At 41.3% G+C, this 23,725-nt stretch carries 32 protein-coding genes and 2 pseudogenes; 31 read left to right on the forward strand and 3 right to left on the reverse strand.

Annotated elements, in window-relative coordinates:
• Positions 1-2: 2 nt before the first annotated feature.
• From LJE11_RS10025 to LJE11_RS10175, 31 genes and pseudogenes are all read left to right on the forward strand, one after another.
• Complete coding sequence (locus LJE11_RS10025; RefSeq protein WP_227218009.1) at positions 3-1,259, forward strand: phage portal protein; 1,257 nt, start codon at positions 3-5, stop codon at positions 1,257-1,259.
• A complete protein-coding gene (locus tag LJE11_RS10030) occupies positions 1,249-1,911 on the forward strand; it encodes a head maturation protease, ClpP-related (protein ID WP_227218008.1) in 663 nt (220 codons plus the stop codon). The genes LJE11_RS10025 and LJE11_RS10030 overlap by 11 nt, the downstream gene beginning before the upstream one ends.
• 14 nt (positions 1,912-1,925) lie before the next feature.
• Positions 1,926-3,083: a phage major capsid protein gene (locus tag LJE11_RS10035; RefSeq protein WP_227218039.1), complete on the forward strand. Its 1,158-nt coding sequence runs from the start codon at positions 1,926-1,928 to the stop codon at positions 3,081-3,083.
• A gap of 16 nt (positions 3,084-3,099) precedes the next feature.
• Positions 3,100-3,384: a head-tail connector protein gene (locus tag LJE11_RS10040; RefSeq protein ID WP_227218007.1), complete on the forward strand. Its 285-nt coding sequence runs from the start codon at positions 3,100-3,102 to the stop codon at positions 3,382-3,384.
• Positions 3,377-3,721, forward strand: coding sequence for a phage head closure protein (locus LJE11_RS10045; protein WP_227218006.1), 345 nt, complete (start codon positions 3,377-3,379; stop codon positions 3,719-3,721). The genes LJE11_RS10040 and LJE11_RS10045 overlap by 8 nt, the downstream gene beginning before the upstream one ends.
• On the forward strand, positions 3,702-4,172 hold the full coding sequence (locus LJE11_RS10050) for an HK97 gp10 family phage protein (RefSeq protein ID WP_227218005.1): 471 nt from the start codon (positions 3,702-3,704) through the stop codon (positions 4,170-4,172). Before LJE11_RS10045 ends, LJE11_RS10050 begins: the two co-directional genes overlap by 20 nt.
• Positions 4,162-4,596: a phage tail terminator family protein gene (locus LJE11_RS10055; RefSeq protein ID WP_227218004.1), complete on the forward strand. Its 435-nt coding sequence runs from the start codon at positions 4,162-4,164 to the stop codon at positions 4,594-4,596. The genes LJE11_RS10050 and LJE11_RS10055 overlap by 11 nt, the downstream gene beginning before the upstream one ends.
• Positions 4,597-4,609: 13 nt before the next feature.
• The gene (locus tag LJE11_RS10060; RefSeq protein WP_227218003.1) at positions 4,610-5,674 is read left to right on the forward strand and encodes a phage tail sheath C-terminal domain-containing protein; all 1,065 of its coding nucleotides are present in this window, start codon (positions 4,610-4,612) and stop codon (positions 5,672-5,674) included.
• A gap of 36 nt (positions 5,675-5,710) precedes the next feature.
• Positions 5,711-6,121 (forward strand): annotated as a pseudogene (locus tag LJE11_RS10065) (phage tail tube protein); the annotation flags it as partial.
• 12 nt (positions 6,122-6,133) lie between these two features.
• Complete coding sequence (locus LJE11_RS10070) at positions 6,134-6,538, forward strand: phage tail assembly chaperone (protein WP_119243470.1); 405 nt, start codon at positions 6,134-6,136, stop codon at positions 6,536-6,538.
• A gap of 20 nt (positions 6,539-6,558) precedes the next feature.
• Entirely contained in the window at positions 6,559-6,702 is a 144-nt protein-coding gene (locus LJE11_RS10075) for a hypothetical protein (RefSeq protein WP_182437390.1), read from the forward strand.
• 151 nt (positions 6,703-6,853) lie between these two features.
• A complete protein-coding gene (locus LJE11_RS10080) occupies positions 6,854-8,845 on the forward strand; it encodes a phage tail tape measure protein (RefSeq protein WP_227218002.1) in 1,992 nt (663 codons plus the stop codon).
• Between the two features lie 8 nt (positions 8,846-8,853).
• Positions 8,854-9,543 (forward strand): LysM peptidoglycan-binding domain-containing protein, encoded by a 690-nt coding sequence (locus LJE11_RS10085; RefSeq protein WP_227218001.1) that lies wholly within the window; start codon positions 8,854-8,856, stop codon positions 9,541-9,543.
• A complete protein-coding gene (locus LJE11_RS10090) occupies positions 9,540-11,492 on the forward strand; it encodes a CHAP domain-containing protein (RefSeq protein WP_227295907.1) in 1,953 nt (650 codons plus the stop codon). The genes LJE11_RS10085 and LJE11_RS10090 overlap by 4 nt, the downstream gene beginning before the upstream one ends.
• Before the next feature lie 26 nt (positions 11,493-11,518).
• Positions 11,519-11,842: a DUF2577 family protein gene (locus LJE11_RS10095; RefSeq protein WP_119243467.1), complete on the forward strand. Its 324-nt coding sequence runs from the start codon at positions 11,519-11,521 to the stop codon at positions 11,840-11,842.
• Entirely contained in the window at positions 11,839-12,243 is a 405-nt protein-coding gene (locus LJE11_RS10100; protein ID WP_119243466.1) for a DUF2634 domain-containing protein, read from the forward strand. Before LJE11_RS10095 ends, LJE11_RS10100 begins: the two co-directional genes overlap by 4 nt.
• The gene (locus LJE11_RS10105) at positions 12,236-13,300 is read left to right on the forward strand and encodes a baseplate J/gp47 family protein (protein WP_119243465.1); all 1,065 of its coding nucleotides are present in this window, start codon (positions 12,236-12,238) and stop codon (positions 13,298-13,300) included. The genes LJE11_RS10100 and LJE11_RS10105 overlap by 8 nt, the downstream gene beginning before the upstream one ends.
• Entirely contained in the window at positions 13,291-13,842 is a 552-nt protein-coding gene (locus LJE11_RS10110; RefSeq protein ID WP_119243464.1) for a putative phage tail protein, read from the forward strand. The genes LJE11_RS10105 and LJE11_RS10110 overlap by 10 nt, the downstream gene beginning before the upstream one ends.
• Positions 13,826-14,392, forward strand: a complete 567-nt coding sequence (locus LJE11_RS10115; protein WP_119243463.1) for a hypothetical protein — start codon at positions 13,826-13,828, stop codon at positions 14,390-14,392. The genes LJE11_RS10110 and LJE11_RS10115 overlap by 17 nt, the downstream gene beginning before the upstream one ends.
• A 30-nt stretch (positions 14,393-14,422) precedes the next feature.
• Positions 14,423-14,929, forward strand: coding sequence for a hypothetical protein (locus tag LJE11_RS10120; RefSeq protein WP_119243462.1), 507 nt, complete (start codon positions 14,423-14,425; stop codon positions 14,927-14,929).
• Between the two features lie 172 nt (positions 14,930-15,101).
• A complete protein-coding gene (locus LJE11_RS10125; RefSeq protein WP_227217999.1) occupies positions 15,102-15,599 on the forward strand; it encodes a hypothetical protein in 498 nt (165 codons plus the stop codon).
• A gap of 42 nt (positions 15,600-15,641) precedes the next feature.
• Positions 15,642-15,947 (forward strand): hypothetical protein, encoded by a 306-nt coding sequence (locus LJE11_RS10130; protein ID WP_227217998.1) that lies wholly within the window; start codon positions 15,642-15,644, stop codon positions 15,945-15,947.
• A 14-nt stretch (positions 15,948-15,961) separates the two neighbouring features.
• Positions 15,962-16,303 carry a hypothetical protein gene (locus LJE11_RS10135; RefSeq protein WP_227217997.1) on the forward strand — a complete coding sequence of 114 codons (342 nt, stop codon included), beginning with the start codon at positions 15,962-15,964 and terminating at the stop codon, positions 16,301-16,303.
• A complete protein-coding gene (locus LJE11_RS10140) occupies positions 16,290-17,615 on the forward strand; it encodes a radical SAM peptide maturase, CXXX-repeat target family (RefSeq protein WP_227295909.1) in 1,326 nt (441 codons plus the stop codon). The genes LJE11_RS10135 and LJE11_RS10140 overlap by 14 nt, the downstream gene beginning before the upstream one ends.
• A 496-nt stretch (positions 17,616-18,111) precedes the next feature.
• A complete protein-coding gene (locus tag LJE11_RS10145) occupies positions 18,112-18,273 on the forward strand; it encodes a hypothetical protein (protein ID WP_227217995.1) in 162 nt (53 codons plus the stop codon).
• Positions 18,274-18,284: 11 nt separating this feature from the next.
• Positions 18,285-20,042 carry a hypothetical protein gene (locus tag LJE11_RS10150; RefSeq protein ID WP_227295911.1) on the forward strand — a complete coding sequence of 586 codons (1,758 nt, stop codon included), beginning with the start codon at positions 18,285-18,287 and terminating at the stop codon, positions 20,040-20,042.
• 2 nt (positions 20,043-20,044) lie between these two features.
• The gene (locus LJE11_RS10155) at positions 20,045-20,209 is read left to right on the forward strand and encodes a hypothetical protein (RefSeq protein ID WP_227217993.1); all 165 of its coding nucleotides are present in this window, start codon (positions 20,045-20,047) and stop codon (positions 20,207-20,209) included.
• Positions 20,210-20,390: 181 nt separating this feature from the next.
• Entirely contained in the window at positions 20,391-20,651 is a 261-nt protein-coding gene (locus LJE11_RS10160) for a hypothetical protein (RefSeq protein WP_227217992.1), read from the forward strand.
• 166 nt (positions 20,652-20,817) lie between these two features.
• Complete coding sequence (locus tag LJE11_RS10165) at positions 20,818-21,069, forward strand: hypothetical protein (protein WP_117674585.1); 252 nt, start codon at positions 20,818-20,820, stop codon at positions 21,067-21,069.
• Between the two features lie 2 nt (positions 21,070-21,071).
• Complete coding sequence (locus LJE11_RS10170; protein ID WP_227217991.1) at positions 21,072-21,365, forward strand: phage holin family protein; 294 nt, start codon at positions 21,072-21,074, stop codon at positions 21,363-21,365.
• A gap of 40 nt (positions 21,366-21,405) precedes the next feature.
• Positions 21,406-22,773, forward strand: a complete 1,368-nt coding sequence (locus LJE11_RS10175) for a peptidoglycan amidohydrolase family protein (RefSeq protein ID WP_227217990.1) — start codon at positions 21,406-21,408, stop codon at positions 22,771-22,773.
• Between the two features lie 98 nt (positions 22,774-22,871).
• Here LJE11_RS10175 and LJE11_RS20360 read toward each other — a convergent pair.
• The 3 genes and pseudogenes from LJE11_RS20360 to LJE11_RS10190 form a co-directional block, all read right to left on the reverse strand.
• Positions 22,872-22,970: pseudogene (locus LJE11_RS20360) on the reverse strand (manganese catalase family protein); the annotation flags it as partial.
• A 3-nt stretch (positions 22,971-22,973) separates the two neighbouring features.
• The gene (locus LJE11_RS10185) at positions 22,974-23,249 is read right to left on the reverse strand and encodes a spore coat protein CotJB (protein ID WP_008704137.1); all 276 of its coding nucleotides are present in this window, start codon (positions 23,247-23,249) and stop codon (positions 22,974-22,976) included.
• Complete coding sequence (locus LJE11_RS10190) at positions 23,246-23,569, reverse strand: spore coat associated protein CotJA (protein ID WP_020994075.1); 324 nt, start codon at positions 23,567-23,569, stop codon at positions 23,246-23,248. The genes LJE11_RS10185 and LJE11_RS10190 overlap by 4 nt, the downstream gene beginning before the upstream one ends.
• Between the last annotated feature and the right edge of the window lie 156 nt (positions 23,570-23,725).

Consider the following 23,725-nt stretch of genomic DNA (forward strand, 5'->3'; position numbering starts at 1 on the left):
AAATGTGGAATTCCCTTGTTGGAGAGCCTGTATCAATAGATGATGAAAGGCTAATGGAGTGGCTTGGAATTGATCCAAAAACCCCACGAAATGCAATTGGAGAAGTAACGTATTTTACATGTTTAAAAATGCTTTCAGAAACAATGGGGAAAATGCCACTGAAATTTTATAAGCAGACCGATAAGGGGAAAATACGGGCAGATCCGACGAGAGCTTCATGGCTCCTTATGAATAGACCAAATCAGATCATGACTCCGGCGACGTTCTGGGGCACGATAGAATATAATTGTGAACATTATGGAAATGCGTATGTATGGATACAGACGAAATTCGAGAAAAAGGGAAGATATGGAGGAGAATACAACATTCTTTCATTCTGGCCTATGCAGAGCAATTATGTGGATGTGCTAATGGATGATGTGGGAGTGTTCGGAGACGCAGGAAGGCTGTATTATCGATACAGCGATCCTAAGACCGGAAAAACATACACTTTTTCACAGGATAATGTTATGCACTTTAAAACATGGTGCACACTTAATGGAATCATGGGAAAACCGGTAAGGCAGATCTTACAGGATTCAATTTCGGGCGCAGTGGAGTCACAGAAATACTTGAATCAGCTGTATGCTAGCGGATTAACCGCAAAGGCAGCGTTGCAGTATACAGGAGACCTTGATAAACCAAAGCGTATGGCCTTGCAAAAGGAATACAACGCATTACTTTCAGGCGCTAAAAACGCAGGTAAAGTGGTGGCGGTACCAGTTGGTATGACACTGCAGCCACTAAACGTAACTCTGGCAGATGCGCAGTATGCAGAGATAAAAAAATATACGGCATTGCAGATTGCAGCAGCATTCGGAATTAAACCAAATCAGCTAAACGATTATGATAAGTCAAGCTATTCAAATTCTGAAAGCCAGCAGTTGGCATTCCTGGTGGACACGATGAGCTATAGATTGTCACAGTACGAGCAGGAGATAAACTATAAATGTCTTTCTGATACTGAGAAAAAAGAAGGATATTATTTTAAATTCAACGAAAAAGCAATATTGAGAACGGATTCAAAGACACAGAAGGAAGTAATAACTGGATACGTGCAGAACGGAATCTATACGATCAATGAGGGGAGAGATCTCCTTGATCTTCCTTTCGTGGACGGAGGAGATGTCAACATGGTAAACGGAACGTATCAGCCGATAACACATATAGGCGCGGCTTACGGAATTAACACACAGGGAGGTGAAGGAGATGGAGATTGATGTAAGAGGGGATATCATCAGCAATGATGATAAATGGATTTACGACTGGCTGGACTGGGATTCCACATGTCCGGATGATATCAGGAATGCAATTGCATCTCTTCAACCAGGAGAAACACTCATGGTAAACATAAACTCAGGCGGCGGCTCTGTGATGGCAGGACAGGAAATCTATTCTATTCTTGCCGGAAGAAGTGACGTGGAAATCAACATTCAATCGCTTGCTGGTAGTGCAGCCAGTGTGATTGCAATGGCAAACACATGCAAAATGAGCCCTGTTGCGACTATAATGATCCACAATGTCTCAATGTCAGGAGCTTCCGGAGATTATCATGATATGCAGAAGAACGCAGAAATCCTGAAAACAATGAACAGTGCGCTTTCGGAAGCGTATGCAAGAAAAACAGGAAGATCAAAAGATGAAATCCTGAAAATGATGGATAAGGAAACATGGATCACAGCAGAGAAGGCTCTTGAACTTGGATTTATTGATAAGATCGAGAATTCAGGGCAGCAGTTCTTTAATTGTGTGTGCGGAGTCAGACTGACGGATGAAATACGCAATAAAGTAAAGCAGGAAAAAGAAGCCCAGGAAGCAGAAAAACAGCAGAAAAAAGAAATATTAGGAGACTTAGACCAGTATGGCGTCTGAGCGGAACGGAGGATATAAGGAATAAAAAATTATTAGAACTTTTAAACTCTATTAATGAGAAAAAAACAATGGTACAGTCCCTGGTAGAACAGGGAAAGCTGGAAGAAGCAAGAACAGCCAAGGAAGAACTTAAAAATATGCAGGAACAGTTTGACCTTCTGAAAGATATCATGGATCCGGACGGAAATGGAACAATTAAACCGCAACAGGATCCGAAACCGTTAGAAAATAACTCTATCAAAGAATTTGCTAATGCTGCAAGAAGAGGATTCCGAAATGCAACCATGGTAGAAGGCACACCTGCAGATGGAGGATATACAGTCCCGGAAGACATTCAGACACAGATTAATACCTACAGAGATGCAAAATTCTCTCTGATCAGCCTGGTTGATGTAGAAAATGTAACAACAAATAAAGGCCAGAGAACCTATAAGAAACGTGCGCAGCAGACTGGATTTGCGAAAGTGGGAGAAGGTGGAAAGATAACAGCTGGAACAACCCCGCAGTTCGAAAGAATCTCATACGAGATTGAGAAATATGCAGGATACTTCCCTTGCACAAATGAACTCCTTGCGGATACAGATGCAAATATCACAGGCGTTTTGACAACATGGATTGCGGATGAGTCAAGAGTCACAAGAAATAAAATGATTCTTGAGCAGATTGCGACAAAGGATGTAACAGCGATGAAAGATCTTGATGATATCAAGAAAGCATTGAATATCACGCTTGGACAGGCATTTAAACCTACTTCTGCAATTGTGACAAACGACGATGGGTTACAGTGGCTTGATACATTAAAGGATAACGAAGGAAGATATCTTCTCCAGCCGGATCCTGCAAATCCAATGCAGCTTAGACTTTGCGCTGGATCAACAATTGTTCCTGTCAAAGTTATTCCAAACTCCGATATGCCATCCGATACAAAGACAGCAGGAAGCAGAAAAATACCAGTTATTATTGGAGATTTGAAAGAGGGTATCAAATTCTGGGATAGAAATCAGATGACTCTTATGACATCTAACATCGCCCAGATCGGAGAGCTGAATGCATTTGAAGAAGATCTTACAATCTTCAGGGCAATTGAAAGGGAAGACTGCACGGTGAAAGACAAAGAAGCGTTCGTGAACGGACAGCTGACAATTAAAGATGCAACTGTTACAGGAGTATGAGATAAGGCGGTGAACTGTGGATATTGATGCAGTAAAAGAGTATCTACGAATCGACGATGATGCAGACGACATGACCATAGAACTGATGATGAACGCTGCAAAAGAATACATAAAAGATGCTGTCGGGAAATGTGATGAGAAGAATCCAAAAACGCAGATGCTATTCATGCTTATCATACAGGATCTCTACGAAAATCGTGTGCTGACAGTAAAGGAAGCAGACAAACAACGACTGACACATGTGGTCGGATCAATGGTTCTTCAGCTACAGGCGTCACAACTGGAGGAAGAAAATGGTTGATATCGGAAAACTAAACAGGCGGATCACATTTCTCCGCCTGAACACTTCAGAAGATGAAATGGGTCAGGACAAATCCGAGTGGAAAAAATATCGGACAGTATGGGCAACTGTAAAACCATACAAAGCATCAGAATACAATTTCATGAGCAAATTAAAGCCGGAGGTTACACACAGAATGTACATCCGCTTCCGAAAAGATATTACTGCAGATATGAGGATTTTGTATCAGGGACACATGTTTTCCATTGCAGGTCCGCCGCTTGATATGGACAATACGCACAGAATGTTGGAAATCCAATGTGAGGAGGTGTTCGAAAGTGCCAAGTATCAACTTTGATTTTGACGCTTCGGAACTGATCCAGGCAATGGAGAAGGCGACAAAACAATATCCTGCATCTGCAGAAAAAGTTTTAAAGAAAGAAGCGAAAAATATTGCTAAGGATTTACAAGGACGAGTAAATTCCGAAGCAAAAGGGCACCATTATGCAGGGCAGGGAGCAACACCTAAACCTCTGGCAAAAAGCTTCCGACAGGGGAAAGTAATGCGATCAGGAAGTAAGGTTACGGTTGCGGTTACAACGACAGCGCCGCATTATCACCTTTACGAAGAAGGACATGCGATGATAACACATAAAAGTAAAGACGGAACACATGGACTAAGACAGGTCGGAGAAGTTAAAGGCAAGAAAACTGTAGCTAAATATATGTCGCAGCGAGCGGATCATGCGGAGCTGATTGGACAAGAGCTCCTGCAGGAAATATTAAAGGAGGCAGGATTTGACTCTTAAAGAAATAAAAAAAGCGGTCAATTCCGCTCTGAAGGAGAAATATCCGGACGTAAAAATATACGGAGCAGATACAATAGAGGGGTATATGCGCCCTTCATTTTTTGTATATATAACACAGACTTTTTCGGAATCGACTAAAAATGCAGCTCACAAAAATGTGGAAATAGAGATTGATTTTATACAAAGAGCAGCGAATGAAGAGGAAGCAATGAAATTTTTCGCTAGGATGGAAGAATTATTTGGACAAAAAGTGACAGCAGGGAACAGAAACCTGAACACAAATAACATGGAACTGGATTTCCAGGGAGAAAATTTGAATATTCCTGTATGCCGGTTCGATGTAGAATTCTGGGATCAGATTCCGAGAAAAGAAAACTATGACACAATGAAAGAATTAATATTTGCACAGGAGGTAAGGAATTAGGGGTTTACCGGTGATGAATGTCGTATTTGTGGCGGCGGCGAGAAAATCAATTAGGCGATCTGAACGCGGAATAGTGGGAATGATCATAAAGGACGCGGTTGTCCCGGATGGAAATCCGATTACAATCTACAAAGAAAAAGACATACCCGAAACGTTGAGCGCAGAGAATAAAGAACAAATTAAACTGGCAATGAAAGGAAATGATACAACTCCGCGAAAGATAGTTGTATATGTTCTTGCGAAAACAGAAGAAGATTACAGAAAGGCTCTTGAATACTTTGAAATAAAAAAAGTAACATGGCTTTGTTGCCCAACAGTAAAAACAGATGGCCAGGAAGAAGAAATTGTAACATGGGTGAGAGATCAGCGAGAAGGAAATAGAAATAAAATAAAAGCGGTTCTTCCGGACAATACTGCGGACAGTGAAGGAATCGTGAATTATGCTACAAGCGAAGTAACAGTAAAAGGGAAGAAGTACGGCCCAGAAGAGTTTTGTTCCCGGATTGCAGGTCTGCTTGCAGGAACATCGTATAAAATATCATCGACCTACGCAGTTGTCGAAGAGGCGAGTGAGTGTGAAAAGCTGGACAGAGATGCCTTAGATGCTGCGGTAGATGCAGGGAAGCTTGTGCTTTTCTATGATGGGGAAAAAGTGAAAGTAGCCAGGGGAGTTAATTCTCTGACAACGGTTTCAAAAGGAAAAGCAGATCCATGGAAAAAAATACGTGTTGTAGAAACTATGGATATGATGCATGACGACCTGGTCCTGCTTGCAGAAGACAACTATGTTGGAAAATACCCAAATACATATAGCAATAAATGCTTGTTGATTTCTGCAATTGATTCATACATGAAAGAATTAGAAAGAAACGGTCTTATACAGGACTATGCAGTCGAACTTGATGTAGAGAAAATCAAAGAGTACATCATTGAAAACAAAGGCGTAACCAGAGACGAAGCGGAAGCAATGTCAGATGAAGAAATAAAAAAACAGTACACCGATGAAAAAGTGTTCATGAAGGCATCCGTAACTATTGTTGATGTCATGGAAGATATTAATCTGGAAATTGCTGTTTAAGGAGGAACCACAAGGAATAATTACACACCAGATCGTGTTATTAATGGAACGTTTGGAGAGTGCTGGATTGATAATGATTATATGGCGGAAGCAACGGCGCTCCAGGCAAAGATGAAACTTGATACAAGCGAAGTAAAAAGAACAGGGACATTGGAGAAAGGATACAAAATAACTGGAATCAGTGGATCTGGTACACTGAAATTAAATAAGGTTACATCCTATTTCTTGAAAAAAGTGTCTGAAAACCTGAAAAAAGGTAAAGCCACGAGGATGACAATTATCACGAATTTAGAGGATCCGGAAGCGTTTGGGGCAGAAAGGATTCGACTGGATGACTGCGTGATCACGGAATTGACAATTGCAGACTGGGAAGCCGGAAAACTGCTGGAGGAATCAATCCCATTTAATTTCAGTGGTTTTGAAGTCCTTGATACAATTGATGCATAAAGGAGAAAAAACATGAACTTAATTGACAAACTGCTTTGCGTAGACAAGGCGAAAGCGGAAGAAAAAGAAACAAAACAAATTAAATCAAAGAAGCTGGAAAGGTTAGTGGGAGAGGACGCAGAAATAACAATTAGAGAACTGTCCGGAAAACGTTATAACAGTCTGCAGGCAATGCTGTATGACAAGAATGGAAACAGGGATATGGCAGCTGTTTATGATTTTAATCTGATGTGCTGCGTGTATGGAATTGTAGAACCAGACCTGAAAAATGAGAAACTCATGGAACACTTTGGCGCTTCGACACCGAAGGATTTGGCAGCGGCTTTATTTGGAGTAGAATCGGGGTCTATTGCAAGCGAAATTGTTAAACTTTCCGGACTTGGAGAAGATGCTGAGGAAGAAGTAAAAAACTCATAAAGGTGGACGGCGAAGCAAGCGTGGCTTATGCACTGTTCCGCCTAAAGAAATGGAAACCATCGGAATATTACGATATGGGCGCAGGTGAACGTTTGATCACTCGCGCCTTTTTAAAACAAGAATTGCAGGACATAAAAGAGGAGATGAGAGACAAGGGCAGGTAAGACAGTTGCAGCAGTTGTAAAGCTGATTGACGATTTCAGCAATCCGTCGAGAGAAGTAGCGGCACAGGCGCGCGACCTAGAAAAACGATTTAATAGTGTTGCGGGCGTATTTTCTCACGCAGGAGAAGCATTTACTGCTGCAGGAGAAACATTGACCAAGTCGGTCACTGCACCATTGGTAGCGGTTGGAACTGCGGCGATTAAATTTTCCTCTGATTCACAGGATGCTTTCCAACAGTTCGCGGCGGCAACAGGAACCGCATCGAATGAAATGGGAAAATATAAAGATATGATCAATGATGTTTACAAGGACAATTTCGGAGAATCTATCAATGATGTGGCAGAAGCCATGGCGACTGTTAATCAGAACATGTCTTACTTGGACGACTCAGCTCTTCAGAGATGTACGGAGTATGCTTACACTCTATCGGATACATTTGGAGTAGACGTGGCAGAAAGTACAAGGGCGGCTGATTCACTCATAAAGAACTACGGTGTATCGGCAAGAGAGGCATTTAACCTTATGACACAGGGAATGCAGTCGGGTCTTAATTTTTCGGATGAACTTTTTGATAATATTGACGAATACTCCGTACAGTTCAAGAAGCTGGGACTGGACGCAGAGGATATGTTTTCTGTATTTGCAAACGGTGCACAGAATGGAGCTTTCAATTTGGACAAGATTGGAGATGCCGTAAAAGAATTCTCAATCAGGGCGATAGATGGATCAGACACAACGAAACAGGGATTCGAGGCCCTTGGAATGAATGCAGATGAAATGGCACAGAAGTTTGGGGCCGGAGGGAAAACTGCAAAAGAAGCATTCAATGAAGTAATAGAAGGACTTGCTTCTATGGACGATCCGGTAGCACAGAGTGCAGCCGGAGTAAACCTATTCGGAACCATGTGGGAAGATTTGGGACCTCAGGTTATAACATCTATGTCAACGGCGAGTGATGCTATAGATAAAAGCAGAGAATCTGTCGAAGGACTGGTAAATGTAAAATACGACACTTTATCAGGAGCTTTAGGAGGACTCTGGAGAACCATACAGGTGGATGTACTGCAACCAATTGGAAATCAATTAATTCCGTATGTTACGAAAGGAATTAATGTAATAGGAAAACTGACTGATAAATGGAATGCGATGAGTCCTGCTACGCAGAAAAGCATCGTTAAAATCGCGGGGGTTGCGGCAGCGGTCGGACCAGTTTTAGTAGGGATCGGAACACTTAATAAAGGGATTGGAAAAACTATTTCGAATGCAGGGGCGCTTGCAGGAGCAGTAACGAAAGCAGGAGGAGTGTTTAAAATGCTTGCAAGCCCGGCAAATATTGCTACAGTGGCAATTGTTGCGGTAGCGACAGCAGCAGTGCTTATCTATAAAAACTGGGATAAAATCAAACCTGTGATTGATAAAGCGAAAGATGGTCTGGTGAATTTCGGACAGGCAGCCGGAAAATGGATTGGATCAGTCATAGACTGGGCACAGGAAATGTGGAAGAATGTCAAAACAGCTTTTGAGAAATTTGCAGATGCAATCAAACCTGCAATTGATATAGCCGTAGAAGCGTTTAAGGGATGGTATGAGAATGCAGAGATTGTTATCGAGGGCATAAAAGATTTTCTTTCCGGAATTATTACTTTCCTTACAGGCGCTTTCCAGGGAGACTGGGAAAAGGCTTGGAACGGAATCGTAAAGGCAGTTGGAAGCATTTTTGGAACCCTGGAATCACTTGTAAAGACACCGCTTAATGCGGTAATCAACCTTGTGAATAAAGCAATTGGAGCGATTAATAAAATAAGTGTTGATCTCCCCAGTGCTGTTGGTGGAGGACATATCGGATTCAATATCCCGACAATTCCGACTTTGGCGAAAGGCACTGATTACTGGCAGGGCGGAATCGTGCAGATCAGCGAAAAGGGTGGAGAAATTGTTGATCTTCCATCCGGAAGTAGAGTATATCCACATGACAAGTCTGTACAGATGGCACGCCAGGATGGAAGGAAGAATTATTCTATTGCAATTGCAAAACTGGCAGATAGCATCGTGGTGAGAGAAGAGACGGATATTGACAAGATCGCCGAGGTGATTGTAAAGAGGATTGAACAGGCAATTGATAATATGCCGCAGACAGCATAGGAGGAGATATGGAATACTGGTTAAAGAATAAAGACAAATCAATACAACTTCCTATAAGACCGGCATCATTCAACGTGACCTTTGAAAATACACATCAGACTGTTAATGTGCAAACAAGAGGGGATGTAACAATACTTGGGAAAAAAGGACTTAAAGCGTATACGATTGAGTCTTTTTTTCCGGCACAGGACTACCCTTTTGCAGACTATGCAAAAGACAGAAATCCTTGGGAGTATGTAAAGGAAATCCTCGGATGGCAGGAAACCCCTATTCAATTCATTATTACAAAAACAAAGATTAATAAAAATGTAATAATAACATCTTTTCAGTTCGGGGAAGACGACGGAACGAGCGATATAACATATTCAATCACTATGAAAGATTATCGTCCGCCAAAATATACGAAACCGTTGAAGGCGGTCCTGGAACCTGTAAAAACGGAGAAAAAGAAGCCGGAAAAGGAGAACAGTCGCTCAGACAATAAACCAAAGAAAAAAATTCATACAGTAAAAGGAAATGACACCCTCAGGAGTATCGCAAAAAAATATTACGGTTCAGGATCCTATGCGAACAAAATCTACAATGCAAACAAGACTGTCATAGAAAAAGCCGCAAAAAAGCATGGACGTGTAAGCAGCGCACATAATGGTGTAAATGGCTGGTATATATATGACGGGACAAAGCTGGTGATACCATGAAAATAATGTGGAATGATGCGAAAATAACCGGTTATGTAACGAGCGTGACTTGGGCTGGGAGTGCTAAACAGGCAGCCAGAACAGTCGTGTTTAGTGTTGCATACAGCCCGAATGATAAGAATGTCAAGACTCTTGGCATAAAATTAGGAGACAAAATTGTATTCTACCCAGGATATCCGGATGATAAAAAAACGAAATTTGTCGGAATTATTACCCAAAGAGAAAGAAAATCTGAAATGGGTGAGCTACAGTATACAGCAACTGACGGCATGATGCATCTCTTACGATCTAGCGGTACATACCGTTTTGCAAACAAAACCCCTGAAAAAATCGCACAGATGGTCTGCAGAGACGTAAAAGTAAAGACCGGATCAATTGCAAAAACTAAGATGCCTATTGCGAAAATATTCTTTCAGGAACGCCCGTATTATGAAATTATCATGGCTGCATACACAAAAGCATACCGAAAAAACAAGAAAAAATACATCGCACAAATGAACGGAGATAAGCTAGAGGTCATACAGAAAGGGAAAGTTATCCCCAATTTCCACATACGGCAGGGGGAAAGAATTACAGAGTCCTCATATACAGAAGATTTAGACAGCATGGTAAATCGTGTATATATCTATGACTCAAACAATAATAAAATTGGAAGTGTGAGTAACTCAAACTGGATAAAGAAATACGGCATATTTCAAAACGCGATATCCGTAGATAGTGGAAACGGGAAAACGGAAGCTAAGGCAGAACTGCAAGGCATAAATAAAACCGCAAATTTGACTATGATTGGGGACTACAGATGCATTTCTGGATTAGGTGTGATTATAGAGGACTCCAGGACCGGACTGAAGGGAAAATTTTGGATAGAAAATGACAGCCATGAATGGAACGGTGGAGTTTATACGACAACTTTGGAACTTGCGTTCAAAAACGTGATGGATATTCAGGAGGAAGACGAGGAACAGATTGCGAATTCTGCAGGCGGCAGCAGTACAACGACCAGCAATGCACTGGATGATGTACTGAATCAGGCACGAGCATGGATCGGAATATCAGGAAGCACGAATGAAGCCACACAATACTACGGGTACAATGGAGTTGCATGGTGCTGCATCTTTCAATGGTCAATCTTCAATAAATCTGGACATGGAGACCTGTTTATAGGTGGAGGAAAGACTGCAAGCTGTTCTGAGGTGACACAATGGTACCAGGCAAGGGGAAAATTTGGAACAACGCCAAAAGTTGGCGCACTGGTAGTGTACGGACCGGGTGGAGGAAGCCATATAGGCTTGGTGGAAAGTGTTTCCGGATCGGGAATCAACGATTATGTGTCTATTGAGGGAAATACAAGCGGTGCAACAGGCGGGCTTGCAGCACGAAAGCAGTGTGGAAATCGAAGAAGTGACGTATATGGATTTTGTTACATTGACTATCCTGTTACAACAATATCAGTTGGAAGCGGCGCGACTATATCTGGTACATCCAAACCGGTACCAGCGGGATTGCAACAATCCGGCATATGCCCATGGGATTATACAATATATCCATATTGGTATAGTCGATGGAATGGTGATTCTATGCAAAGAAGGGTTGCAGATATATGGAATGCGAAAGGACGAGCAAGCGATCATGGCATAGCGACTATAGATGGTTATTATCTTGTTGCTGTGGGATCATATTTTGGATCTTGTGGTGACCTTATAAGTTTTACTCTGGAAGGAGGAATAAAACTGAATTGCCTTGTTGCTGATGAAAAAAACGCAGGAGACAGTAGCGGTAGTGTTTATGGGCATTGGCAGGACTACCCGGCTTCTGGATGGTCGATTATAGAATGGGAGAGTATGGGCGGAAGCGATTACTCAAACTCGGGAGCACTGTTAAATGTAAGTCAGTGGCAGGGGAAAAAAGTAACTGCAGCTATTAATGGAGGAAGATATCAAGGTCTATAAATACATATGAACGGTTCGTAGAGCAAATGAGAAAAGCTGGAAAATTCTATAACCCTCCGGTACCTCAGCTTGGAGTTATGATGGAGTCGGGAAAGGTTAGAGTAGACACGATGACGTTAAAAAAAGAAGATTATCTAATAGATTGCAATTTGCGCTTGGACCCGAACAAAAAAATATTCCTGCATACTTCAAAACCTGAATCGGCAGAATATATGACAGACTCCGACCATAATGTCACTATGGAAGAATATAGAAAAAACATCTTAAAAGAAGGAGATATCGTTCTTCTCTTGAAACTGCATAAACATGAGAAATACATTTTGATTGCAAAGGTGGTGGAAGCAGAATGATGTTTCCGTTTGAAGAAACTGAAGAAGAAACTCAGGAAGAAAATTTATATATTCCCAGGGAATATGGAATTGATTTTGAGACAGGGCAACTTTCCGGAAAGATGGTCGAAGGATACGATGCGCTTCTTGTGTGGGCGTGGTTGGCGTTAAGAACACCACGCTATCGGTATTATATCTATTCAGAAGATTATGGACAGGAATATGAGAATCTTGTAGGAAAGAGTTATTCTGAAGAACTGACAGATTCCGAACTGGAGAGGATGACGGAAGAATGTCTGACAGAAAATCCGTATATAACCGGAATTGAGAATTTTTCATGCATAAAGCAGGAAGAAAAGATTACGCTGACGTTCAGACTTATAACAGAACTCGGAGACGGGGAGGTGAACACAGATGTTTGAAGAAATGACTTATGAAACAATAATGCGCTCAATGATGGAAGATATGCCAGATGATATCGACACATCGGAAGGCAGCCTGATATTTAATGCATGTGCAAAACAGGCAGTAAGACTTGAGGAAGCTTATTTGATACTTTCAGGAATTGAGAAAAACATGTACGCGGACACTGCGGATCTGGAACACCTTATCAGGAATGGAAATGACAGGGGGTGCTACATCAATCAAGCGACATATTCGGAAATTACCGCTCAATTTAATTGTGAGGTGCCATTAGGATCGAGATGGAATCTTGATGAATATAACTACACTGTTTTTAATGTGATAAATGATGCGGAACATATATACAGGCTTGGATGTGACGAACCAGGAGCAGAACCGAACCATATTACAGGAGAACTTGACCCTATTGAATATGTAGAAAATTTTGAGTGGGGTAGAAGTATCAAGTGTATTCTGGAAGGCACTGATCAGGAAGAAACAGAAAGCTATCGTGCAAGACTGTTAGCAACTTATAATTACCGAGGGTTCGCCGGAAACCGAGAATATTACAAGAGCCGTGTTAAAGAGCTGAGAGGTGTCTATGGATGCAAGCTGGAACGGGTGAAAACGCCATCTGACAGAATTGCGATAACTATTATTGGACAGGACTATAGAACGCCACCACAAGATGTTATTACTGCAACACAGACGGCAGTAGATCCGGTCGTAAACAGTGGAGAAGGAGAAGGATTTGCGCCAATCGGACACAGGGTGTTCATTACTGGAGTAAAAGAAACAACCGTAAATATCACAACGACTATAACATGCGAATCCGGATACACTACAGAAGCTTTAACGAGCTATATTAATCAGGCTGTCGATGAATATCTGCTTAGTCTTCGAAAAGGATGGGAAGAAAACGACACGATTATTGTACGTATTTTGCAGATAGAAGCTGCGATTGTAAAAATTAAAGGAATAATAGATGTCACAGGAACACTGATCAATGGGACAGATGACAATCTACAGATAACAGATAAATCAGTCCCGGTAAAAGGGGAGATTACATGCACATAAAAGTGGAATATCCGGAAGCTGTAATAAATATCCGGGAAATAAAAGCGTGCATCGACGCAGGAGACACTATTGGTGAAATTCTTGAAAGACATTTGGAAGAAATAGATCAGGATATTACAATTAAGACATCTGCAGAGTCAGGTATAAAGCACAGAGAAAAGATCCTTGGAATCCAGCCTCTTGATACGGCGAGCCTGGAAGACCGGAGACTGGAAGTTCTTTTGAGGTGGTGGTCCAGCCCTGTATACACAGAAACAACGCTGCGCCAGAAACTGGACGCAGTACTCGGAAGAGAAAACTATATACTGGACATTGAACTGGATAAAAAACAGGTATCATGCCAGGTTGAGGTGACGAGAAAGTATATGATTAAGGGAGTAGAAGATCTGTTTGAACAGATGGTTCCGCTCGATTATTTGCTAGAAATAATTCTTAGATACAATCAATACAAAAAATACAAACCTTATACATATAAGCAGCTAAAAGAAAAGACATATTACCAGCTGCGGAATGAGGAGGTAACATTTGCAGAAAACAACTAATTATGGATTTCCAAAACCGGAGGATGATGATTTCTTTAACGTGAAAGATTTCGCAGACATGATGGACAAGGTCGATGAAACTCTTGCAAAAGTAGAAAATGCTGGAGGAATTTATGTCGGAGGGACAAATCTTTCGACGGAAGCTACGATTAACGATGAAGAAGCAGAATACTCTGTTCTGAGCAAAAATGCAAGCTCTATATCAGAAATAACGTTGTTCTCAAAAAGTCTTGCACTGAAAATAGGAACATATTCAGTTATGATTCGCATGAAGGTTTCGGATATATCGAAAACGGATTCTGTTATATCTGTAAAAATCAGAAAAGGATCATCTGCCGGAGAAATCGTTAAAGAAATCCGCATTTCACCAAGCATGCTTGACGTAAACAATAAATATAAGATTTTGGGAACTATCGTAGACTTTGGGGAAGTGAAAAAAGGTACGAAAATGCACATCGAAGCGTCGATTTTAAAAACAACAATAATGGAAACAGTAACAATTGACTATATGCTCGTGAACCCGGCTTACACGTCAGTGTCAGCAGTATAGGAGAAAAAAAGGATTATAACAGCTGAATCTTTGAAACGAATCAAAGAAAAAGTAAGAAAAACAATGATGAGCAGAACAGCAGAACAAATGGGAGGATCACTGAAGAAATATGCATCACAGGAATATGATTTTAGTATCATGCCGCAGAATGGAAAACAGATCTCAGATGAGCATATTCAAAAAATCGTTGATCCGCTTTTAGAAATCAACGATTTCCTGCAAGATAACAGCCTGAAAAAAGAAAGAACTGCGCTTGAAATGACCTTGGAAAAAGCAGAAAACTTCGCGGACAAAATGCTAAACATACAGAAAGATGCAAAGGTATCGGGGTGCAGAGGGAATTGCACAGGTCTATGCGAACTGGCCTGTGCATCTACCTGCATGGGGTGCACTTCGTGCTCTGGAAACTGCAGCACCACATGCGGAAAGCAGTGCTCAGATGGCTGTTCGGGTGGCTGTGGCGGCTGCACAGGCGGCTGTTCGAGCGGCTGCACACATACATGCGGTGCAGGATGCACTACATCAATAAAAGCTTAAAAGGAGGAAAACGAAAGGGCTTGTACATCTAGTTGCGGAACTCAGTGCGCGACAAGTTGCCAGAACACAACGAAAGGAAATTGCGGAAGCTCATGCGGAACCGCATGCTCGACTAGTTGCAAAACTGGATGCAGTGGAAATTGCGACAGGCAATGCAATAGAGCATGCGAGGATGAATGTACGGGTTGCCAGGCGACATGCGCAGATGATTGCGAAGCTGGCTGCAAAACGGATTGTTTCCAGACCTGCACGACAAATTGCGCACAGACTTGCGCGGACTGCACAAACGGATGCGGAGGCAACTGTTCTGCGACATGCGCAGATGACTGTTCGGGCAGCTGCAAAAATAGTTGCACTGGATGTGGTTATAGTTGTTCATACGATTGCTCAGGATGCTCCGGAACATGTTCGGGGTACTGTACTGGATGCGACAACAGATGCACAGCATCATGTTCGACATCATGCACCGGATGCTCTGGTTGCAGTTCGTGCGGAAGTTCATGCGGATCCGAATGCACATCTTCATGCATGGGAGGATGCGCAGAATCGTGCTCAAATAGCTGTTCTACGATTTGCGGAGGATGCAGTACTTCATGCTCGTCAAATTGTTCTACTAATTGCGGAAATACATGCAAAGATACATGCTATGGGCAAGTTTCATCTACAGTAAAATGACCGACTTGGTCATTTTTGAAAAACAGGAGGAAGAAAAATGAAGTTAGTTTTAAAAAATAAACAGGAAATAGAAATAGCAGGAATGAACAATTCATTCTCGTTTGAAAAATTTAAAGATGGAAAAGGAAATGAATTAAATTACAACAGCCTTATCACCATGTATGTGGGAGAAAATGAAACTTTTGAATCAGTCAAGAAAAAATTATCAGACGGAAACGACTCGGAATTCACATTAAGCGTTGGAAAAACAAAAAGGGACTTCCCGGGATGGAAAGTAGACGTAATCACAGAGGATCTGTCAGACAGAGGAAGCGTGATCACAATAAAACTTGGAACAATCTAAGGAAGGGGAAAACTATGAGAAAGATAATTGTAGAAATCGAAAGAGAAAAAGCAGAATACATTGAAAGATTGAACTTTGAGCTGGGATTTGCAAAAGATGTTATCCAGAGAATTATTGAATCACATCCGAATGATCCGGATATTATTAATTCTGATGCATTCAAAGCATATCAAAAAAAAGGAGCAGAACTGGAAGCGGAGTACAAACTGGCAGTTCAGGAAATTGAAAAGTTGTATATACCGGAAACAATAAAGAAGCACAAATATAATTGGATGCTTCCAAACAATTCGACGAAACTTGAGATCAACATAATGTGCAATTGTGAAATTGAAGGTGTTGAAAATGAAAAGAACTGAGCAGTATACGGAGCAATTAAGCAGATTATATCCGGAACTTCATCAGGCGAATGAAAAAGAAAAAATCTTAACGCAAACAGTCACATTTCAGGTGACTGATGACTGCAATCTGGCGTGCACATACTGCTATCAGATTAAAAAAGGAAAACGCAAAATGAGCCTTGAAACAGCAAAAAAAATGTTAGACATGCTGTTAACTGGAGAAAAAGGAATGAAAGAATATATCAATCCTCAAAAATCCCCAGGACTGATTATTGACTTCATTGGCGGTGAACCATTGCTAGAAGCAAAATTAATAGATCAGATATGCTCATATGCAATTGACAGAATGATAGAACTTAATCATCCGTGGCTTGATAAAACGATGTTCTCTATATGCTCAAACGGAACGCTATATCATGATCCGGAAGTCGGAAGAGTGCTAAACAAATGGAAAAACAGATTGTCTTTCTCAGTTACAGTTGATGGAAACAAAGAATTACACGATTCTTGCCGCATATTCCCGGATGGAAGTCCATCATATGACTTGGCAGTATCTGCTGCAAAAGATTGGATGAATAAAGGAAATTACATGGGTTCAAAGATCACTATCGCGCCGGCCAATGTCATGCATACATACGATGCGATTGTCCATATGTTTGAACTGGGATATTGCGAAATAAATGCGAACTGCGTATATGAGGATGGATGGAAACCAATTCACGCCACCGTACTATATAACGACATGAAGCGTCTCGCGGATTACATTCTGGAAAATAATATGGATTTCGAAAATGATTATTATTGTTCGCTGTTTGAAGAGGAGTTCTTCCATCCGAAGCTCTCGTCGGATCTGGAGAACTGGTGCGGCGGAAATGGAGTGATGTTGGCCGTAGATCCGGCAGGCATTATATATCCGTGTTTGCGCTACATGGAAAGCTCTCTGGGAAATCAACAGGAACCTTATTCAATCGGAGACGTAGATCATGGAATCTGCCAGACGGAATGCGACAGATGCCGCGTAGAGCGTTTGAAAAAAATTGACAGGAGAACACAGAGCACAGACGAGTGTTTTAACTGCCCTATTGCAGAGGGCTGTAGCTGGTGCACTGCATACAATTACCAGATTTTCGGCACACCGGACGCCAGGGCAACATATATTTGCATTATGCATAAAGCAAGAGCGCTGGCAAATGCCTATTTCTGGAATAGATATTACAAAAAAAATAAAATCAATAAAAGAATGAAACTATACATCCCGAAAGAATGGGCATTGAATATTATCACGGAAAAAGAATGGAATTTGCTAAAGAGGGAGGCAGAAGAGGGATAACATCATAACAGCAACATTTAACGATTACACATATGCGAGAACAACATCCCTCTGGCAGTATGACTATGGCCAGATACTGCAGATAGAAGGAATTACTCTTCCTGCAACATTTGAAGTCCACTTTTCTGATCAGGACCGGGAAGGAGAATCTCTGATTCAGATCGGAGCCGTAAAAGACAAAACTGCACAGGTACAGATTCCTGACAGCTTTCTCAGGAAGGTCGCAGGAGACAATTACAGTATCTATGCATTCATCTATCTTACAGATACTGAATCTGGAGAAACAAAATACAAGATCACAATCCCGGTCCGGGCAAGACCAAAGCCGAACACAGATCTTGTAGATGCACCGGAGGAAAAGAAATTCTTCCGGGAAGCGATTGAAGAAGTAAACAATGCTGCTGATCGGGCAGAGAAAGCCAGCCAGGAAGCAAAAGATTCTGTAGAAGAGGTTTCCGAGAAAAGTGAACAGGCAAAGAAAGAGATAGACGATTATGTGAAAGAAAAACATGAAAGTCTGAAAGGTGATACAGGAAATGTTTTCTTTGCAGCTTTTAAAGTTGTCAAGGGCCGTTTAAAAATGTATTCAGATCCAACTATTGATAAAGTGAATTTTAAACGAATCGGATCACGTTTGAAATACCGGCTGAAAGTTTGAGGAGGTACCGGATGTCAAATACAGTAAATAATTATACAGAAACAGATTTAGGAAATATCTCCTTAAACCCACGAGGAGAATATGATGACTCAGCTGCGTATGAATATCTTGATACAGTTTCATATCAGGGCGGCTCATATTTCTGCCAGGCAGAGTTGGAGACAACAATCACCGGAATAGCCCCTGATTCGGGGCACAATTCAGAACATTGGCAGATGATAGCTGCGCCCGGAGATATGACGCCGGAATACACTGCTGCATATAACGATGTGATTAATAAAGCCGCACAGGTAGAAATATCCAGAGCAGCAGTAGAGCTGGCACAGCAGGAAATAGAAGCAGACCAGACAGATGTACAACAGTTACATTCCGATACAGTCCAGATGGCTCAGCAAGCGGAAAATAGCAAAAATAGCGCTGCGAATTCTGCTCAGAGCGCCGAACAGTCAAGAAAGACAGTATCTGAATCTGAGCAGAATGTCAATGAACAGATTGCCGGTTTTGGCAGTAGAGTGTCCGAAGCGGTTGAACAGTCGAAAGAAGAGATTAATACTACAAAACAACAGGCAATAGATACAATCACCAATCAGCAAAATACATCGGTCAATACCGTAAAGACTGAGGGAGAAAAGATCATAACCAGAGTGGGGAATGATGCTAAAACCGTTGCGGATGATAGAGCAACTGTAGAAGAAGCCGCCCAAACTGTTTTGAATAATGCTCAGGAAGTAGCACAAAACACTCAGACTGTTGCCAGTAATACGGAAAATGCTGCTGCATCAGCTGAAAGTGCAAAGACTTCTGCTGACAATGCGGCTCAATCTGCAAAAAGTGTAGAGGATGCATCAAAGCAGATCGAACAGAATAAAAAGGATGTTGCTTCACTGAAGGATGGTTTATCCAACAAAATTACAAAGTTCTATGCATCGAATCAGGGCGGAACTCATATTACTGATTCTGATAATGGAAAGATTAAAGATATGATGATATATGGAAAACTCTCACAGGATGGAACACCCTCACCCGAAAATCCAGTTGAGATTAAGAGCGTGGTGAATCCGACTGTTAAAGTAATAAATGAAGATGGATTAAAGGTTCAATCTGTTACGCTTAACAATATTACCCTCAACGCAATCCCTGTAAATTCAGGTGGCAACGTCACAATCGGTGAACAACAGTATGTTAGTGATTATGTGGATGTTGAGAAAGGAAAATTGTATCGAAAAGTAAAGCGATTAAACTTGAAAGATGTTAAAGATGTAAATGCATCACATGGTCTCCACTCAAACGGAAATGGTTATTTAGCATTCAGTGTTAATGATGCAAGTAAAGAGCATCGTCCTATATCGAACCGGTATAAAAGTTCGATGTGGACTGATAAAAGCGGATATGTGTACATTCCTAGCAATAACAGCATTATTTTTGTTGATGATAGATTTACGGATAGGCAAACAGCAATTAAATTAGTTCAAGATACATATGTAATTTATGTATTAACTTCACAAACTGAAGAAGAATTATCGCTTGAACAAATCAAATCTCTAAAATCACTATCCACATATTATCCGACTACAAACATCAGCGTCAATTCAGAACAGCTTGACGGATATACAGTATTTAACTATCCGATTAGCATGACTAATGGTTGGAACTATGTGAAGCAACAGTTAAACGACAACCGAGATTACATCTATGATATGGACTTACAATCAGCAGAAGCCTATGTAAACAGCGAATACGCAGTAGCACTTACAGAATTGGAGGTATGATTATGTTATATAGAACATTATTAAAACTTAAAGAAAGAAACGGACTTACAGATGATTTAAAGAATAAGATTGATGTGTTTTTTGCAGTTGGGAGAATCACAGAGGAACAGTATAATGAGTTGATGGATATTAATAAGGAAGAAGAACCGAAAGCGGAAACTAATTAACTAAAGCAGATTGGTACTGATGATAGCAATAGATACGAGAAAATTCCTGTAAATACAAGGGTTTACTGCTCATGGACTTTTGGGACGAGAGCTTTAGTTAACTATCAAAACTTCCAATTAACGATTGTATCTCTATAAATAGGATGATAGAATAAATAAAAAAACAATGGAGGTACAAGCGATGAGTAAACTGGATTATGACATTTCAAAAAGGTATAGTAGTGAACTTTTAAATATTAGTAACAAACTGAATCAATTGGAACGTGGCAGGATATACGAATTAAGCCGTGCACAAATGGATGGGTATTTGAGCACAAACATAAGTCAGCTGAAAGATATGCTTAATGATTTGCTTGGCAAAATTCAGAATGATGGAAAGAGCCAAGATGAAAAAATGAGCGAGGAATTGGCAAAGGCTGGATTCTTTAAAGAAACATTTTAACTGGGCTTGCAAAAAAACATACTCCATATAAAACACACAATATAGAGAGCAGAAATGCTCTCTTTTTGTTTAGGAGAAATTTATGAGAAGAATCAGAGCGGAGCCGAGAGGCTTCTTTTATTTTATCTAAAATTGCGCCGGCGCAATTGCCAGAAAGGAAAAAGAAATGGAAACAATCATTTCAGCCTGCATCAGTGCGGCGGTTACATTAATTGTATGTGTGATCAGCAATAATGCACAGCAGGAAAAGACACGAACTCTTATGGAGTATAAGCTGGAAGAGCTGACTAAAAGAGTAAATGAACACAATAACCTTATCAAAAGAACTTATGCTCTGGAAGAAAAAATGAGTGTACATGAGGAACAGATTAAGGTTGCGAATCATAGAATAGAAGACCTGGAAAGAAAAGGAGAATGATTATGGAACAGATTACAAATTATGTAAAACCGGAACTCATCGTAGTAGCAATTGCCTTATATTTTGTAGGAATGGCGCTCAAACAGGCACAGGCAGTAAAAGATAAGTATATCCCGCTTATCCTTGGCGGAATCAGCATTGCAATCTGTGCAATCTATGTGTTTGCCACCTGCACCTGCGGTACCGGACAGGATATTGCAATGGCGATCTTTACAGCGATCACACAGGGAATCTTGATTGCCGGTCTTTCTACATATGTGAACCAGATCATTAAACAGACAAATAAAGACGAATGATTCAGGGGATGAGGAATCATCCCTTTTGGAGGAAATGCTTATGGATAAGCAAAATGTAATTGTGTTGAGGAAAATACTGTACGCAGTGGAATCCGGAGATCAGGTATATGGCAGACAGGATTATTCCTGTTTCGCCGGTGCAGGGGCGAACTGTGACAATGAGATTGCAATTACCATCGGTGCAGGCCAGTGGTATGCTGACGAAGCAAAAGAACTTCTGTACCGGATCCAGAGAGCCAACCCGAAGCTGTTCAAGGATATAGACAATGCCGGGATGGAATCAGACCTCCTGATGAAGAACTGGGATACATACGCCGTAACAGCGGAATCTGCGAAAGGAAAATGTATTGTGGACATCATCAGCACCGACCTTGGAAAGAAGTGTCAGGATGAGTACATGGAAGACCAGATACGAACATACATACCAATTATCGAAAAAGCCTACGGAACCATGCCGGACACCGCAATGATGGAATGCATCAATATCCTGCACCAGGGCGGCTTTGATGCGCTGAAGAGAATCTTGTCTAAGACTCCGGAACCGTACACCGTAGACAAGATTTACACAACACTGTGTCAGGATCCCACAGACCCGACTCCGAACCAGGTAGGGGATTACACAGACAGGCAGAAAGCTGTCATAAACATGATTCATACATATGCTGATAGTACAGAGAAAGAAGGTGTTGCAATGACTAAGACAGAAAAAGCAATAAGACAGATGGAGACATGGGCGAAAGATGATTCTCATGGCTACGATCAGGACTACCGCTGGGGAGAAAAGGGAGATTACGACTGCTCCTCGGCTGTGATCCAGGCATGGCAGAACGCCGGAGTTCCGGTTAAGTCTGGTGGTGCTACATACACAGGAGATATGAAAAATGTGTTCTTGAAGAACGGATTCAAAGACATTACCGTCTCTGTCAACAGAGGAACCGGAACAGGGTTAAAGCGTGGTGATGTGCTGCTGAATGAAGCTCACCATGTTGCAATGTACTGTGGAGCTGGCAAAGAGGTAGAAGCATCCATTAATGAGAAAGGTACCGCACATGGCGGACAGCCGGGAGATCAGACCGGAAAAGAGTTTCTGATTCGCAACTATAGAAATTATCCGTGGAATTGTATCTTACGCTATGCCGGAGATCAGACTGTCACATCTGATGCAAAGAAGAAACAGAACACAGTAGCTTATGTGGCCAGATTCACAAAGGATTGCAAATGCTACAGTGCAGCCGGCAAGACTCAGGCGAAAATGTTCCCGGTGATTAAAAAGAATGCGGTTGTAGATGTGATGAAATACACCGAAACCGTAAAGGGCAAGAAGTGGTACTTCATCCGGATCCCGCATCCGACAGAAGGGTTTGTTTTTGAATTTGTTCCGGCAGGGTATTTCAAAAAGCTTGTTTAACCTGTATAATATATAAAAAAGAGCCACAGGATTTTACTCCTCTGGCTCAACAAGATATTGTATCATTTTTCGGTATTTTTATATTATAGGGTATTGCTATCCGGGCCACCGTACTGGCTCATGATATACTGTGCAATTTTTGCATTGGGTTGTGTGATATTGATCGGATATTGAAGCCTTTTTTCATAATTCCACATAAATTATCTGCACGCTCCTTCCTTTTCCCATGGGAATGGCTGTTCCATCCATTTCCAGATGGATTCTCCGGTCTGATCTGTAATGTCAATAATCAGGGGACCATATGCTTCGGCGTATTCTTTTAATAGCTTTTTTCGTTCCTGCACAAGTTCGTGACAGTAAGTCAGAGCCTTTTCATCACAGGGATGTGTGTCAAGGTACAGAGTCATATCATTGACTGCGAAACTGACCTGATCGATACGGTTTAATAACTGTTTTTGGGAGCAATCTGTTTTCATCTTCGAATACCTCTCTTTCCACAAAATGGTTTGCATAACTGTGGGAAAATGGTTCCTACATTTAATGCATACTGCAGTGGGAAATTCTCTGTAAACTTCTGGCAGGGAACATATGCCATTGCAGGTTCCAGATACTGAAGATGCGAAAACATTTTATGTTTTTTTTCTTTGACACCCGGTATAGTACAGCTACAGTCTGTCGTGTTTCTGACAGAGCATTCGGAACTGTTCATATTTCTATTTGAAGGCTGAGGCATATTCATACCGCAGGTACGGTTATAAGGGCGGTTGCCGGAACATCCCATCCGATAATTTTCCATATATAATTCCCTTCTCTGAAAACTGTTTACATTATATTTTATGTCATGCTCATAAAACCGTGCTCATACAAGGCGAAATTTCATTGCCATAGTGAAGATTCGTTACTGTTCACATACCACTATCCCGCGAGGTGTTTTGGCATGAATATGCCAAAA

The organism is Blautia sp. DFI.1.216 (genome assembly GCF_020594215.1).
GTDB lineage: Bacteria > Bacillota > Clostridia > Lachnospirales > Lachnospiraceae > Blautia_A > Blautia_A wexlerae.